This window comes from Microbacterium sp. NPDC087665 (genome assembly GCF_044743285.1).
Taxonomy (GTDB): Bacteria; Actinomycetota; Actinomycetes; order Actinomycetales; family Microbacteriaceae; genus Microbacterium.
This window is the reverse complement of record NZ_JBIUWD010000004.1, coordinates 300,116-314,727: the sequence shown is the minus strand read 5'-3', so window position 1 is coordinate 314,727 and position 14,612 is coordinate 300,116. Positions and strand designations below refer to the sequence as shown.

Here is a 14,612-nt window from a genome sequence, read left to right as displayed (position 1 = left end):
ACATACCCGTCGCGCGTCGGGGTGGTGCCGTTCCGGTGCCCTAGCATCGTGGGTATGTCTCTGCCCGGATCGCGTGTGCTGGTGACGGGCGCCAGCGGGTTCCTCGGCGGATACGTCGTGCGCGATCTGCAGTCGCACGGTCATGAGGTCTTCGCGACCGGACGCAACGCGACGGCGCTGGGAAAGGTCGCCGACGACGCGCACGTGCTCGTGGGCGATCTGTCGGCGCTGGCGACGGCGACGCTGCCGGTGGATGCCGTCATCCATTGCGCGGCCCTGTCGACGCCGTGGGGCCCCTGGCGGGCATTTCGCGAGGCAAACGTCGACGGCACGGCGCACGTCGTCGAGTTCGCACGTCGAAACGGTGTGCGCCGGATCGTCCATGTATCCTCTCCGAGTGTGTACGCGGCCCCGCGGGACCGGATCGATATCCGCGAGGACGACGTCGATACGGGAAATCGGCTGAACGGCTACATCCGTTCGAAGATCGTGGCCGAACAGCTCCTGCAGGACGCCCGGCGGGATGGCGTCATTCCCGAGCTGGTGATCCTGCGCCCGCGCGGCCTCATCGGCGTAGGAGACCCCAGCCTGGTCCCGCGCCTGCTCGACGTGCACCGGCGCATCGGAGTGCCGCTGTTCGACGGTGGCGACAACCTCATCGACGTCACAGCCGTCGAGAACGTCGCGACGGCGGCACGGCTCGCTCTTGACGCAGGAGACGCGGCCGGAGGGGTGTACAACATCACGAACGACGATCCACGCCGGTTCCGCGAACTGCTTCACACGCTCCTCACTCTGATCGGCGAGGTACCGCGCATGAGGACGATGAACCGCCGCGCGGCCTGGGTGCTCGCTGCAGCTCTGGAGGGACTGTGCAAGGCCGTTCCGGGTCAGCCCGAGCCCCCGCTCACGCGCTACACGCTGAGCACGATCGCGTACTCGCAGACGCTCGCTCTGCGCCGCGCGAAAGAAGATCTCGGGTACCGGCCGATCGTGTCTCTCGACGATGCCCTCGCGCGTGTGGCCGACGACGTGCGGTCGCGCGCATGAGCGGCCGGCTCCGCCACTACGTGTGCGGCAGCACCGTTCACGACCCGGCGGCGATGTTCCGGGGAGGCGAGCGCGGCATCCGCACGTTCCCTTCCGGGGTCTTCCTGTACGACGACCCCGACAACGGGCGCCGGGTGCTCTTCGACACGGGGTACGCGACGGGTGAGTGGAACACCGGATGGCGAGGCTCCGTCTATCGTCGCCTCCTTCCACCCACCGTCGACGCCAGCGACGATGTGGCGGAGCGGTTGCGGAGCGACGGCATCGATCCGGCATCCGTCACGCACGTCGTGCTCTCGCACCTGCACCCGGACCACGGGGGAGGAGTGCGGCGCTTCCCGGATGCGACCTTCGTGCTGAGCATGGGTCTGCTGCGTTCGCTCGATGCCCCGCGTCTGCGCGACGGGATCCTCACCGGCCTGATGCCGGCCTGGTTCCCGGCGGCGAAGAAGATCGTGCTCGGCGAGGATGCGTTCGCGCCGCACGAGCGTGCGGGGCACGAGCTGCGCGTCGCCGATCTTTTCGGTGACGGCTCCTACCTGGTGGTGGACCTGCCGGGGCACGCTGCCGGTCACATCGGCGCCCTGGTCGAGAATCGGGTGCTGCTCGCCGGCGATGCGGCCTGGGGGAGCGATCTGCTCGACGTCGCCGACCGCCTTCGGCCCGTCCCGCGCGCTGTGCAGCACGACTACCCCGCCTACCGACAGACGGCTGCCACGCTGCGCGCGCTCGCGGATTCCGGCATCCGTATCGTGTGCAGTCACGATGCGCGCGGAGAGATGGAGCTGCTCGGCTGATGTCGGCCCTGACGATCCTGACCGAGTTCGCCGCTGTGCGCTGGTTCCGTCCGTTGCGCACGCGCGCCGCCGTGCGCCGTCGCCAATCACGACTGCTGCGCCGGCATCTGCGATTCCTGCGGCGTCGGTCTCCATACTTCGGAGCGCTGCTGGAGCGATACGATTTCGCGCAGCTGCCGATGATGGACAAGAGCGTGATGATGGGGAGCTTCGACGAGATCAACACCGTTGGCGCGCACCGGGACAGTGCGTTGGCGATCGCGATCGCCAACGAACGCTCGCGCGAGTTCGACACCGATCTCGGCACCAATTCGGTCGGACTCTCGAGCGGGACCAGCGGACACCGTGGCCTCTTCGTCGTCAGCAAGCGGGAGCGCGAGGCGTGGGTGGGCACCGTGCTGGCGCGCACCTTGCCCCGCGGACGCGTCCTCGGACATCGCATCGCCCTGTTCCTCCGCGCCGACAACAGCCTGTACGAATCCGTGGGTTCGCGGGCGGTGTCGTTCTCGTACTTCGACGTCTATGCCGACATGGCGGAGAACATCCGCCGTCTGCAGTCGTACCGACCGACGATCCTGGTGGCGCCGCCGTCGGTGCTTCGACTGATCGCTCGTGCAGCCGACGCGGGGCAGTACGACGTCGTCTCGCAGAAGGTCTACGCCGTCGCCGAGGTGCTCGAGCTGGCCGATGCCGAGCGGATCTCAGCATCGCTGCAGCAGCCGCTTCTGCACCAGCTCTATCAATGCACGGAGGGGTTTCTCGCGCACACCTGCGAGCGCGGAGTGATCCACCTCAACGAGGACAGTGTGCTGTTCGAGCGCGAAGACCTCGGAGACGGCCGTTTCACGCCGATCGTCACCGACCTTCGACGGCGAGCGCAGCCGATCGTGCGGTACCGCATGGGAGACGTGCTCCGCAGCCGCGACGAACCCTGCCCGTGCGGCAGCGCGCTCGCGCCGATCGAGCGGATCGAGGGGCGGGAGGGCGACACGTTGGTGTTCCGTGGGCTGGACGGCCGCCCCGTGCCCGTCTTCGCCGATCTCATCACCCGTGCGTTGCTCTACGCCGAGGGATTCGATGAGTACCGGATCGTGCAGACGTCGGCACGGCGACTCGAGATCGGTCTCGACATCGTCGATGATCAGACCCGCCGCAGCGTCGAGACCGAGGTGTACGGCCTCGCGGATCGACTCGGCTGCGAACGACCGGAGATCGTGTTCACCGCATATCGGCGGGACGCGTCAGTGAAGCTGCGCCGGGTGGCGCGCACATGGAGGGGGGGAGTCCGATGAGGAGTTGTGAGATCGTCGGCTGGGGAACGGTGCTGCCCGAGCGCAGCGTGCGCTTCGGGGATGAGGTGCGCTATCGGATCACCGAGGACATGTCGCACCTCGACATGTTGGCAGGCGCCTGCGAGCGCGCGCTCGCGCACGCCGGCATCACGGCGAACGAGGTCGACCTGGTGCTGGGGGCGTCGGCGGCCGGGGTGCAGCCGATCCCGTGCACGGCAGCGCTGGTGCTCGAACGGTTGACCCTCGACGGTCATGCCGCCGCGTTCGACGTGAACTCGACATGCACGAGCTTCATCACCGCGCTCGATGTCGCTTCGCGCTACCTCGACGCCGGAGACCACGACACCGTGCTCGTCTTCGCCGGCGACGTGGGGACGCGCTTCCTGAACCCGGCGCAGAAGGAGAGCTACGAGCTCTTCAGCGACGCCGGAGCGGCCGTGGTGCTGCGGCGGTCGGAATCCGGTGAGAGCGGAGTGATCGCGAGCGCACAGCAGACTTGGCCGGCATACGCGCACGACACCGAGATCCGAGGAGGGCTGTCACGTTCTCCCGCGCAGGCCTACGCCGATGCGGATCCGGGGGACTACCTCTTCGACATGGACGGACGCCGTGCCCTGCTCGGCATGATGCGGGTGCTGCCCGACTTCTTCGCCCGCTTCCACGAGCGCTCCGGAATCGGCTACGACGACGTCGCATTGTGGGTGCCGCACCAGGCCTCCGCCGCGCTCGGTCCCATGCTCGACCGGCTCGGCATCCCCGCCGACCGTCGGATCGACGAGGTCGCGGCCTTCGGCAACATGGTCTCCGCCTCCGTGCCCTTCATGCTGGCGCGCGCGCTCGATCAGGGTCGCGTCGCCCGGGGCGACACGGTGGTGCTCTGCGGCACGGCCGCCGGCCTGACTGCCAACATCCTCGCCCTCCGCCTCTGAGCCGGAGGGCGAGTGGCGGGTCAGACGAGCGTGCGACCGATGCTGCCGATCACCGCGTCGACCGGCTGGCCGGACGCATCGCGGCGTGCCACCGCTTCGGGGAGCTTCCGCACGGCGCCCGTCGGGTCGACGGCCTGTGCGGGGCTCGCACCGACCCAGGCGACCGTCAGTCGATCTTCACCCTTGAGGAAGGCATGGGCGCGCACACCGCCGGTGGCGCGACCCTTGGCGGGATACTCCTCGAACGGTGACACCTTCGCGCGTCCTGCATCGGTGCCGGGCAGGATGCCCTCCGAACCGGAGACGGTCGCGACGACGGCATCCGTCCCCGCGTCGATCGCACCGAAGAACAGCACCGTCGCGCCCGCACCCAGCTTGATGCCGGCCATGCCGCTCGCGGGTGCTCCCTGGGGGCGCACCGCCGATGCGGAGAACCGCAGCAGCTGAGCATCGGTGGTGACGAAGACGAGCTCTGCGTCGTCGGGGGCTTCCGCCGCTCCGACCACCGTGTCGCCGGGCTTCATGCCGATGACCTCGAGATCGGGGCGCACGGGCAAGGTCGACGGGACGATGCGCTTCACCGTGCCCTGCGCGGTTCCCAGGGCGATGGGCGTGTCGCTGTCGAAGCGGATGAAGCCGACCACCTTCTCGCCACGGGTCGTGATGCTGAGGTAGTCCCGCAGGGGGGTTCCTGCGGCCAACTGCACGGAGGTCGAGGGAACCGAGGGCAGATCGACGGGGGAGAAGCGCACGACCCGGCCGGTGCTCGTCAGCGCGCCGAGTTCGGCCCGCACGGTCGTCTCGACGGTCGTGAGGATCGCATCGTGCTTGCTGCGGCGTGCGGGAACAGTGAGCTCCTGGCCCTCTCCGAGGTCCACCCGTACGGCACGACCCGTGGTCGACAACACCAGCACGGTGGGCGCATCGGCGATCTGCAGGTCGACGGCACCCTTGGCGGCCCGCGGCTTCGGAGCCGCGGCATTCATGAGCAGCGTGCGACGCGGGGTGCCGTAGGCGTCGGCCGCAGCATCGAGTTCGGAGGCGACGGCGCCCCGCAGCAGCACGTCGCTGGCGAGCAGCTCCCGCAGGGCATCGATCTCGGCCTGCAGGGCGTCGCGCTCGGCCTCGAGCTCGATGCGCGAGAACTTCGTCAGACGGCGCAGTCGCAGCTCGAGGATGTACTCGGCCTGGAGTTCGCTGAGCTCGAAGACCTCGCGCAGACGCGTGCGCGCCTGTTCCGAATCATCGGACGACCGGATGACCTGGATGACCTCGTCGATGTCGAGGATCGCGATGAGCAATCCCTCGACGAGGTGCAGACGCTCTTCACGGCGGGCGAGACGGTAGCGGCTGCGTCGCGTGATCACCTCGAGACGGTGGGCGACGTAGACCCGGAGCATCTCCTTGAGGCCGAGCGTGCGGGGCTGACCGTCGACCAGCGCGACGTTGTTGATGTTGAACGAGTCCTCGAGGGGAGTGAGCCGGTAGAGCTGCTCGAGCACGGCGTTCGGGTCGAATCCGGTCTTGATCCCGATCGCTACGCGCAACCCATGGTTGCGGTCGGTGAGATCGGTCACGTCGCTGATGCCCTGGAGCTTCTTCGACTGCACCGCGTCACGGATCTTCTCGATCAGACGTTCGGGGCCGACCATGTACGGCAGCTCGGACACGATGATGCCCATGCGCCGAGGTCCGAGCGGCTCGATCGAGACCTTGCCGCGCACCTTGAGCGCGCCGCGCCCGGTGAGGTAGGCGTCCTTGACGCCGTCGAGGCCCATGAGCACCGCACCGGAGGGGAAGTCCGGGCCCGGCACGAACTCCATCAGGTCTTCGGTGGTCGCATCGGGGTTCTCGAGGAGATGGATCGCGGCGGCGACGACCTCGATGAGGTTGTGCGGTGCCATGTTCGTCGCCATGCCGACCGCGATACCGCTCGCGCCGTTGACGAGGAGATTCGGGAAGGCCGCCGGCAGCACAGCCGGCTGCTGGAACTGCCCGTCGTAGTTGGGGATGAAGTCGACGACGTCCTCGTCGAGATTCTCGGTGAGGGCGAGGGCGGATGCTGCCAGGCGGGCCTCGGTGTATCGAGCGGCCGCGGGACCGTCGTCGAGCGAGCCGAAGTTTCCGTGACCGTCGACCAGGGGGACGCGCAGGGCGAAGTCCTGCGAGAGGCGCACGAGCGCGTCGTAGATCGCCGAGTCGCCGTGGGGGTGGAGCTTTCCCATCACCTCGCCGACGACGCGGGCGCTCTTGACGTGGCCGCGATCGGGTCGGAGGCCCATCTCGGCCATCTGGTAGAGGATGCGTCGCTGCACGGGCTTGAGCCCGTCGCGCGCGTCGGGAAGGGCGCGCGAGTAGATCACGGAGTAGGCGTACTCGAGGAAAGATCCCTGCATCTCGGCGGAGAGATCGATGTCCTGGATGCGCTCTTCGACGGGCTCGGGCGGCGGCGTTTTCGGCATGGACTTCCTGAAGGCGTGCGGGAGCCTGTGTCAGACTGGCTCGGGTGTCCCTCATGCTACCGTCCGAGTCCCCCACAGCCCGGAGCATCGTCGGGGTGGCGGACGACCTCCTCGCCGCGGTGCGCGGCGAATCGGAGCTTCTTCCTCGTGCCACCTCGGTCGTCCTCGTCGTCATCGACGGTCTCGGCGCGATCAGTCTGCGTGCGCACGCGGGCCATGCCCGGAGCCTCACGTCGGCGATGACGAAGCGCGATGTGGGCTACTCCGTGTTCCCGTCGACGACCGCAGCGGCGCTGACGAGCATCTTGACGGGGGTCTGGCCGGGCGAGCACGGCCTGGTCGGTTACCGCGTTCTCGACTCCGGCCGCGATCTGCTCGTCAACCAGCTCACCGGTTGGGAGAGCGAGGGACTGGATCCCGCGACCTGGCAGATGGCGCCCACGGTCTTCGAGCGTGCGGCATCCGCGGGCCACGGCGCTTTCGCGGTCGGCCTGCCCGCCTACGCGCACAGCGGGTTCACGAGAGCGACCCTGCGCGGTGCCGAGTTCAGCTCTGCACCGAGTGCGGCGGATCGCGTGCGGCGGGCATACGAGATCGCGGAGCAGAACCCGGGATCGTTCGTGTACTGCTACCTGCCGGAGGTCGACAAGGCCGGGCACAAACACGGCATCGCCTCGTCGGAATGGGTGTCGGCGTTGGAAGACGTGGATGCCGCGTTCTCGGCCTCGGTCCCCCCGGGCGTCGGTGTCGTCGTCACGTCGGATCACGGCATGGTCGATGTTCCCTCACGGCGCCAGGTGATCCTCGACGAGAGTCATCTCGGAGGGGTTCGCCACCTCGGCGGTGAGCCTCGGATGCTGCACGCCTATGCGCAGTCCGACGCGGATGCCGGCGAGATCGTCGCCCGATGGAGCCGCGACCTGGAGGGGATCGCCGACGTGATCGGTCGCGCCAACGCCGTGGCTGCGGGTCTCTTCGGGCCCGTGGTCACGGAAGAAGCGTCGTCGAGGATCGGCGATGTGCTGGTGATCGCCCGCGGAAACGGCGCCGTCTACGACGGGACCGCGAGCGACCAGCGCGGGCGAGGAATGGTCGGGCAACACGGCGGCGTGACGCCGGAAGAACGCCAGGTGCCCCTGATCAGGCTCGGTGCCTTCGCACGCTGAGCCGGGGGCTCACTCGTCGGTGCGGGCTCCGAAGACGATCTCGTCCCACGAGGGCATCGCGTTGCGTCGGCGACGACGGCCGGCGCTGTCATTGGCTTCGGCGGGGCCGGGCTGCGGCTCGGCGGGTGGCTCCGGTTCCGATGTCTCCTGCTCGAACGCATCGAACAGGGCGATCGGGCTCGGCTCCGGCGTCTCCTCATCGTCGCGATCGTCGATCAGCGGGGAGGACTCGCGCTGGCCGCGGCGACGACGCAGCGCTTCGAGGAGGTCCGCCGTCTCCGGGCTGGTCGACGCGGTCTCGGGTGCACGCTTGATGGCGGCATCCTGAACCGCGGCATTCGCCCGCTCCGGGAGAGCAGGGTCTTCGACGTCGGCCTCGGGAGCGGGAACCAGTCGCGGACCGAATGCGCCCGAGTCGAACCGGCTGTCGTCCTTGTACGGCGAACTCTGCTTCTCGGAGTCGACCGCGCGAAGCCGGGGGATGAGTCCCTCCGGCAGCGAACCCTGACGGGAGAGCTGGGTCGCGTCGGCGTTGAGTGGGGCGAGCGAGCTGCGGCGCGGATCGAAGCTCCACCGCGCATCGTGCTCGACCTCGTTGGCCGTGAACTCGAGCTTGATGATCCAGCCCGAGTCGTCCTTCCAGCTCGCCCACCGCTCTGACGAGGCGGCGATCTCGGAGAGCTTCGCACGGATCGCGGTGCCGAACGTGGGCTGCGCGTCGGGTTCGACCTCGCTTCCGATCAGCACGGGTACGGCCAGAGCCTGCCCGATGACGTGCTCGCGCTCGGCGAGCACGGGGCCCTCGAATCGGATGACATCGTCGACGCTGATTCCCAGAAGCTCCGAGACCTCGGTGGCGGTGAGGCCGGCACGGATCTGGGCCTGGATGTCGCGCGGGCTTGCGGCGAGGCGCTGAGCGGCCGGTTCGGCCTGACGCGTGGCCCGTCGCAGCTCTCGCTGCAGCACGTCGTCGATTGCCAGCGCGAACCGCGCGCCGGACTCGGTCGCGAGCACGAGGACTCCTGCCTCTGTGCCGACGATGGTGACGTTTTCCATGCGAATGCCCCTCTGATGGGTGTGCATTCATGGTGTCACGCGGGGCTGGTTCTGGTCGGGAATACCCTGGGCGCGCCGCGAGTTTGCTCTGTCGACCAGTCGGGCATTTGCTTATTGTCGTCTGGTCATGCAAACTATGGCCGCCGAATACCCGACGGCGCACCACCACTCGCACCATGATTGTGGAGATCTACCGCATGGCAACCGACTACGACGCCCCCCGTAAGAGCGAAGACGACTCCGAGTCGATCGAAGCCCTTAAGGAGCGCGTGCCAGATAAGCTCTCCGGCTCGACCGGGGACGAGGACTCGGACAACCCGTCCAGCTTCGACCTTCCCGGCGCCGACCTTTCCGACCTCGAGCTCGACGTCGTCGTGCTGCCAGCGCAGCAGGACGAGTTCACGTGTATGAGCTGCTTCCTCGTGAAGCACCGCTCACAGCTCGACCACGAAGAGGCCGCGGGCCCGATCTGCAAGGAATGCGCAGCCTGACAGGCGACGCGCGACGAATCACGCGCCCCGACCATTTCGGTCAGGGGCGCGTTGTCGTTTCCGGGGCCGCGCGGAGCGGCGACGGATGAGGATCAGGTGCGCGCGGCGCGGATGGCGGCGGCGAGACGGTCGGGCGTGCGGCTCGAGACCGTCCACGCGCTGACCGGGTCATCCGGGTCGATGTTCGGGACGACGACGATGCCGTCGATACCCCCGCGGATCAGATGCCATCCCCGGGCCGGAAGGCCGGGACCGCGTGCCTCTTTGGCGTCGGCGTCGGTGAGCACGATCGGCTCGCCGAGGAACTCGACCCCGATGTGGGCGCGCCCGGCTCGCAGCACACCGTCTTCGACGGATACGACGGGTGTGCTCGCGATGGACAGTGCGACGAGCAGGGCCGAGACGCTCGCGCCGGCGATCAGAGCGATCGTCGCACCCACGGGCACGAAGATCAGCGACACCATGGGTCCCGCGAGGGCGACCGTGACCAGGAGCCGGAGGCTCGGTGACAGTCGTTCGCGATACCGCGACCGTGCGCGGGTGGTGGGGTTCTGCATTAGCCTCATGGGGTGACCGATTCCGTTGATATCCCCATTATCGCCGCTGAGGTGCCGGTGTACTCCCATCCCGGCGACGCCGGCGCGGATCTCACCGCCGCCGAGTCGGTCCGACTCGAGCCGGGCGAACGTGCTCTGGTGTCGACCGGAGTGCGGATCGCGCTGCCGGAGGGTTTCGCCGCTTTCGTCGTCCCGCGCAGCGGTCTCGCCGCGAAGCACGGCATCTCGATCGTGAATTCCCCGGGAACGGTGGATGCCGGATACCGGGGCGAAATCAAAGTGAGTCTGATCAACACCGATATCCGGAGCGCGTACGATGTGGCGGTCGGCGATCGCATCGCGCAACTGATCATCATGCCGGTGACGCGTGCCGTGTTCCATCCGGTCGATGAGCTGCCGGAGAGCGTGCGCGGCGAAGGCGGATTCGGGTCGACCGGCTATCAGGCAGGGAAGAGCAATGACTGAAATCACCCCCACTTCTGACGACTTCACGCCGCTGAACCGTGCGGCGGACGGTCCCTTCGACGATTCCGAAGCGAACCCGGTGCGCCCGTACATCGATCTCGGAGGCATCAAGATCCTGCCCCGCGAAGGGCTCAACCTTCGTCTCGAGGTCGAGGAGCAGACCAAGCGCATCGTGGCCGTCGGCCTCGACTACGCCGACTCGTCGCTGCAGGTGCAGCCGTTCGCCGCCCCCCGCTCCGGTGGGCTGTGGGACGAGACGCGCGTGCAGCTGCGCGATCAGGTCAAGGCGCAGGGCGGCCGGGTCGAGGAGCGCGAGGGCGCACTCGGCAAGGAACTGCTGGCCGAGGTGCCTGCGACGGCCGCCGAGGGCTCCGGACTCCGTCTGGCGCGATTCATCGGCATCGACGGCCCGCGGTGGTTCCTGCGTGGTGTGATCGGCGGGGCCGCGGCATCCGATCCCGAAGCAGCGGCCAAGGTCGAAGACCTGTTCCGTTCGATCGTCGTCGTGCGCGGGGGAACCCCGATGCCGCCGCGCGATCTCATCCCGCTGAAGATGCCGGCCACGCCGGGTTCCGCGTGAGCGGGGACCAGCCGAACGGCGAGCGCGAACAGTCCGCATCGGAGATCTTCGGTGCAGCGCTCGGCGGCGTCGCACGTCGAGTCGGCGTGGATCCTGCCGAGGGCGCGAGCACTCCCACCGTCGTCTGGTCCGCGATCGGCGGGTGGCGGGGCATCCTCGAGTCTGTCCTGCCGAGCCTCGCCTTCGTCGTGCTCTTCACGATCCGTCCCGAGCCGCTGATCCTCGCGCTCGGCGTGTCGGTCGGACTCGCCGCGGTCTTCACGATCGTGCGGCTGGTGCAGAAGTCGCCGCCGTCCGCCGCGATCGGCGGTCTGGTGGCGGCGGCCGCGGCGGCCGGGTTGGCGCTGTGGACAGGTCGCGGTCAGGACAACTTCGTTCCCGGTCTCATCACGAACGCGGCCTACGGGACCGTGCTCCTCGTGACCGCGCTCATCGGATGGTCGCTCATCGGCGTCGCCGCGGGGTTCCTCATGGGGGAGGGCACCGCCTGGCGCAACGACCGCCGCAAGCGACGCGCGTTCCGCTGGCTCGGCATCGCCTGGGCCGCGCTCTTCTTCGCGCGCCTCGCGGTGCAACTGCCGTTGTATCTCGCCGAAGAGGTCACAGCACTCGGCACCCTGAAGCTGATCATGGGCCTGCCCCTGTTCGCACCGATGGTCGCGGTGACCTGGTTGGTGGTGCGCGCGCTCTATCCCCGCGTGCCGGAGCGGGGTCCCGTCTCCGAGGCGTGATAGATTTATCTTGACATCAAGATAAATTTTCTTGCTCCTGCACGGAGGCTCGAAGGCGCAGACTGGTTAGGTCCGCCTTGCTAGCCCCGACACCTCCGAGGCGAGCAAGATGGGAATGCCTGTCGCTCCCCTCAGAACAGAAGGAGACGGAATCGTGTCCACGGTGAACAGCTTCGGTGCCCAGAGCACCCTGACGGTCGGCAGCACCGACTACGAGATCTTCCGCATCGACACGGTGCCCGGTTTCGACAAGCTGCCCTTCAGTCTCAAGGTGCTCCTCGAGAACCTGCTCCGCACCGAAGACGGTGCGAACGTGACGAAGGCCCAGATCGAGGCGCTCGGGTCGTGGGATGCCGCGGCCGAGCCGAACACCGAGATCCAGTTCACGCCGGCGCGCGTGGTCATGCAGGACTTCACCGGTGTGCCCTGCATCGTCGACCTCGCCACCATGCGCGAGGCCGTCACCGCGCTCGGCGGCGACGCGAACAAGATCAACCCGCTCTCTCCGGCCGAGATGGTCATCGACCACTCGGTCATCGCCGATCTCTTCGGCTCCGAGAACGCTCTCGAGCGCAACGTCGAGATCGAGTACGAGCGCAACGGCGAGCGCTACCAGTTCCTGCGCTGGGGCCAGACGGCTTTCAGCGACTTCAAGGTCGTTCCGCCCGGAACCGGCATCGTGCACCAGGTGAACATCGAGCACCTGGCGAAGGTCATCTACGACCGCGAGGTCGGCGGCGTGCTCCGCGCCTACCCCGACACCTGCGTCGGTACCGACTCGCACACGACGATGGTCAACGGCCTGGGCGTGCTCGGCTGGGGCGTCGGCGGCATCGAGGCCGAGGCTGCGATGCTGGGCCAGCCCGTGTCGATGCTCATCCCGCGCGTCGTCGGCTTCAAGCTCACCGGTGAGATCCCCGCCGGCGTGACGGCGACCGATGTCGTCCTCACGATCACCGAGCAGCTGCGCAAGCACGGCGTCGTGGGCAAGTTCGTCGAGTTCTACGGCGCCGGCGTGGCATCCGTCCCGCTCGCCAACCGCGCGACCATCGGCAACATGAGCCCCGAGTTCGGCTCGACCGCCGCGATGTTCCCCATCGATGACGTCACCCTCGACTACCTGCGCCTCACCGGCCGCAGCGAAGAGGCCGTCGCGCTCGTCGAGGCTTACGCCAAGACGCAGAAGCTCTGGCACGATGCCTCTCACGAGCCCGTGTTCAGCGAGTACCTCGAGCTCGACCTCGGCACGGTCGTGCCGTCGATCGCCGGCCCGAAGCGCCCGCAGGACCGCATCCTGCTATCCGAGGCCAAGTCTCAGTTCGAGCAGGACATCCTCAACTACGCCACAGCTTTGACGTCGGATGACCTGGTCGATCTCGAATCGAAGCACTCGTTCCCGGCATCCGACCCGGGTTCCGTTCCCGGCGAGGAAGAGCCGACGACGCGTCCCGTGCACATCAACAGCGGTGCACCGGCGAACGCGTCCCGTCCGGTTCCGGTGACCACCCCGTCCGGCGAGAAGTACATCCTCGACCACGGTGCGGTCACGCTCGCTGCCATCACCTCGTGCACCAACACGTCGAACCCGTCGGTGATGATCGCCGCGGGTCTCGTGGCACGCAAGGCGCTCGAGAAGGGTCTGAAGCAGAAGCCGTGGGTCAAGACCACGCTCGGCCCGGGCTCGAGGGTCGTCACCGACTACTACGAGAAGTCCGGCCTCGACAAAGACCTCGAGGGTCTCGGCTTCTTCACCGTCGGCTATGGCTGCACGGTCTGCATCGGAAACTCCGGGCCGCTGATCGAAGAGGTGTCGGAAGCGATCAATTCGCATGACCTCGCGGTCACCTCAGTCCTGTCGGGGAACCGCAACTTCGAGGGCCGCATCAGCCCCGACGTGAAGATGAACTACCTCGCCAGTCCGCCGCTGGTCATCGCCTACGCGCTGGCCGGGTCGATGCACTTCGACTTCGAGAACGACGCGCTCGGCAAGGGAACCGACGGCAACGACGTGTTCCTCAAGGACATCTGGCCGTCGCCCGACGAGGTGCAGGAGATCGTCGACTCGTCGATCTCGCGCGAGCAGTTCATCAAGCAGTACGCCACCGTGTTCGAGGGCGACGAGCGCTGGAAGAGCCTTCCGACGCCCGATGACGCGACCTTCCAGTGGGACGCCGACTCGACCTACGTGCGCAAGGCGCCCTACTTCGACGGCATGACGATGGAGCTCACCCCGGTGAGCGACATCCAGGGTGCACGCGTCATGGCGACGCTCGGTGACTCGGTCACGACCGACCACATCTCGCCCGCCGGGAACATCAAGCCCGGCACTCCCGCGGCCCAGTACCTCACCGAGCACGGCATCGACCGCAAGGACTTCAACTCCTTCGGATCCCGCCGCGGCAACCACGAGGTTATGATCCGTGGAACGTTCGCGAACATCCGCCTGAAGAACGTCATGGTCTCGGCCGTGAACGACGGCCAGGTCGTCGAGGGTGGCTTCACCCGCGACTTCACCCAGCCGGGCGGACCGCAGTCGTACATCTACGACGCGAGCATGAACTACCAGGAGCAGGGCACGCCCCTCGTCATCTTCGGTGGCAAGGAGTACGGTTCCGGTTCCTCGCGCGACTGGGCGGCCAAGGGCACGAGCCTGCTGGGCGTCAAGGCCGTCATCACCGAGAGCTTCGAGCGCATCCACCGCTCGAACCTCATCGGCATGGGCGTCGTCCCGCTGCAGTTCCCCGCCGGCGAGAGCTGGGAGTCGCTGGGTCTCGACGGCACCGAGGTCGTCTCGATCACGGGTCTCGAAGAGCTGAACAACGGCGTCACGCCGAAGACGGTCCACGTCACCGCCACCCCGAGCGAGAACTCGCCCGAGGGCAAGCAGGTCGTCGAGTTCGACGCGGTCGTCCGCATCGACACCCCCGGTGAGGCGGACTACTACCGCAACGGCGGCATCCTGCAGTACGTGCTGCGTTCGCTCGTCTGATCGCACAGTCGAAGGGGGCCCGGGCATCTTAACCGGGCCCCCTTCGT

At 67.9% G+C, this 14,612-nt stretch carries 13 protein-coding genes; 10 read left to right on the top strand and 3 right to left on the bottom strand.

What is annotated here, in order from left to right:
* Positions 1-54: 54 nt before the first annotated feature.
* From ACIOSY_RS11375 to ACIOSY_RS11360, 4 genes are read left to right on the top strand one after another with little or no spacing between them, the layout of a single operon-like run.
* Positions 55-1,050: an NAD-dependent epimerase/dehydratase family protein gene (locus tag ACIOSY_RS11375; RefSeq protein ID WP_400853228.1), complete on the top strand. Its 996-nt coding sequence runs from the start codon at positions 55-57 to the stop codon at positions 1,048-1,050.
* Entirely contained in the window at positions 1,047-1,847 is an 801-nt protein-coding gene (locus ACIOSY_RS11370; RefSeq protein ID WP_400853226.1) for an MBL fold metallo-hydrolase, read from the top strand. The genes ACIOSY_RS11375 and ACIOSY_RS11370 overlap by 4 nt, the downstream gene beginning before the upstream one ends.
* On the top strand, positions 1,847-3,139 hold the full coding sequence (locus ACIOSY_RS11365; protein WP_400853224.1) for a F390 synthetase-related protein: 1,293 nt from the start codon (positions 1,847-1,849) through the stop codon (positions 3,137-3,139). The genes ACIOSY_RS11370 and ACIOSY_RS11365 overlap by 1 nt, the downstream gene beginning before the upstream one ends.
* Entirely contained in the window at positions 3,136-4,068 is a 933-nt protein-coding gene (locus ACIOSY_RS11360) for a 3-oxoacyl-ACP synthase III family protein (RefSeq protein WP_400853222.1), read from the top strand. The genes ACIOSY_RS11365 and ACIOSY_RS11360 overlap by 4 nt, the downstream gene beginning before the upstream one ends.
* A 20-nt stretch (positions 4,069-4,088) precedes the next feature.
* Here the strand turns inward: ACIOSY_RS11360 and ACIOSY_RS11355 are convergent, their stop codons facing one another.
* Positions 4,089-6,530, bottom strand: coding sequence for a DNA topoisomerase (ATP-hydrolyzing) subunit A (locus ACIOSY_RS11355; protein ID WP_400853220.1), 2,442 nt, complete (start codon positions 6,528-6,530; stop codon positions 4,089-4,091).
* Positions 6,531-6,625: 95 nt separating this feature from the next.
* Between ACIOSY_RS11355 and ACIOSY_RS11350 the strand changes: the two genes are divergently transcribed.
* Positions 6,626-7,696 (top strand): alkaline phosphatase family protein, encoded by a 1,071-nt coding sequence (locus ACIOSY_RS11350; RefSeq protein WP_400853218.1) that lies wholly within the window; start codon positions 6,626-6,628, stop codon positions 7,694-7,696.
* A 9-nt stretch (positions 7,697-7,705) separates the two neighbouring features.
* On the opposite strand, the gene sepH is transcribed toward ACIOSY_RS11350, so the two are convergent.
* Positions 7,706-8,752: a septation protein SepH gene (sepH, locus tag ACIOSY_RS11345; protein ID WP_400853216.1), complete on the bottom strand. Its 1,047-nt coding sequence runs from the start codon at positions 8,750-8,752 to the stop codon at positions 7,706-7,708.
* Between the two features lie 197 nt (positions 8,753-8,949).
* Between sepH and ACIOSY_RS11340 the strand changes: the two genes are divergently transcribed.
* Positions 8,950-9,243: a DUF4193 domain-containing protein gene (locus tag ACIOSY_RS11340; RefSeq protein ID WP_400853833.1), complete on the top strand. Its 294-nt coding sequence runs from the start codon at positions 8,950-8,952 to the stop codon at positions 9,241-9,243.
* Between the two features lie 92 nt (positions 9,244-9,335).
* On the opposite strand, the gene ACIOSY_RS11335 is transcribed toward ACIOSY_RS11340, so the two are convergent.
* The gene (locus tag ACIOSY_RS11335) at positions 9,336-9,800 is read right to left on the bottom strand and encodes a DUF3093 domain-containing protein (RefSeq protein WP_400853214.1); all 465 of its coding nucleotides are present in this window, start codon (positions 9,798-9,800) and stop codon (positions 9,336-9,338) included.
* 12 nt (positions 9,801-9,812) lie between these two features.
* On the opposite strand from ACIOSY_RS11335, the gene dut reads away from it, so the two are divergent.
* From dut to ACIOSY_RS11315, 4 genes are all read left to right on the top strand, one after another.
* Positions 9,813-10,265, top strand: coding sequence for a dUTP diphosphatase (dut, locus tag ACIOSY_RS11330; protein ID WP_400853212.1), 453 nt, complete (start codon positions 9,813-9,815; stop codon positions 10,263-10,265).
* On the top strand, positions 10,258-10,845 hold the full coding sequence (locus ACIOSY_RS11325) for a DUF3710 domain-containing protein (protein WP_400853210.1): 588 nt from the start codon (positions 10,258-10,260) through the stop codon (positions 10,843-10,845). The genes dut and ACIOSY_RS11325 overlap by 8 nt, the downstream gene beginning before the upstream one ends.
* Entirely contained in the window at positions 10,842-11,576 is a 735-nt protein-coding gene (locus ACIOSY_RS11320) for a DUF3159 domain-containing protein (RefSeq protein WP_400853208.1), read from the top strand. Before ACIOSY_RS11325 ends, ACIOSY_RS11320 begins: the two co-directional genes overlap by 4 nt.
* Positions 11,577-11,727: 151 nt before the next feature.
* Positions 11,728-14,565, top strand: a complete 2,838-nt coding sequence (locus tag ACIOSY_RS11315; RefSeq protein WP_400853831.1) for an aconitate hydratase — start codon at positions 11,728-11,730, stop codon at positions 14,563-14,565.
* Positions 14,566-14,612: the final 47 nt, after the last annotated feature.

Bases quoted from the DNA above. Each gene is read 5' to 3' on its own strand.
- ACIOSY_RS11335 (WP_400853214.1), bottom strand. From the start codon at position 9,800: ATGCAGAACCCCACCACCCGCGCACGGTCGCGGTATCGCGAACGACTG.
- ACIOSY_RS11365 (WP_400853224.1), top strand. From the start codon at position 1,847: ATGTCGGCCCTGACGATCCTGACCGAGTTCGCCGCTGTGCGCTGGTTC.
- ACIOSY_RS11370 (WP_400853226.1), top strand. From the start codon at position 1,047: ATGAGCGGCCGGCTCCGCCACTACGTGTGCGGCAGCACCGTTCACGAC.
- ACIOSY_RS11340 (WP_400853833.1), top strand. From the start codon at position 8,950: ATGGCAACCGACTACGACGCCCCCCGTAAGAGCGAAGACGACTCCGAG.
- sepH (WP_400853216.1), bottom strand. From the start codon at position 8,752: ATGGAAAACGTCACCATCGTCGGCACAGAGGCAGGAGTCCTCGTGCTC.
- ACIOSY_RS11355 (WP_400853220.1), bottom strand. From the start codon at position 6,530: ATGCCGAAAACGCCGCCGCCCGAGCCCGTCGAAGAGCGCATCCAGGAC.
- ACIOSY_RS11325 (WP_400853210.1), top strand. From the start codon at position 10,258: ATGACTGAAATCACCCCCACTTCTGACGACTTCACGCCGCTGAACCGT.
- ACIOSY_RS11360 (WP_400853222.1), top strand. From the start codon at position 3,136: ATGAGGAGTTGTGAGATCGTCGGCTGGGGAACGGTGCTGCCCGAGCGC.
- ACIOSY_RS11375 (WP_400853228.1), top strand. From the start codon at position 55: ATGTCTCTGCCCGGATCGCGTGTGCTGGTGACGGGCGCCAGCGGGTTC.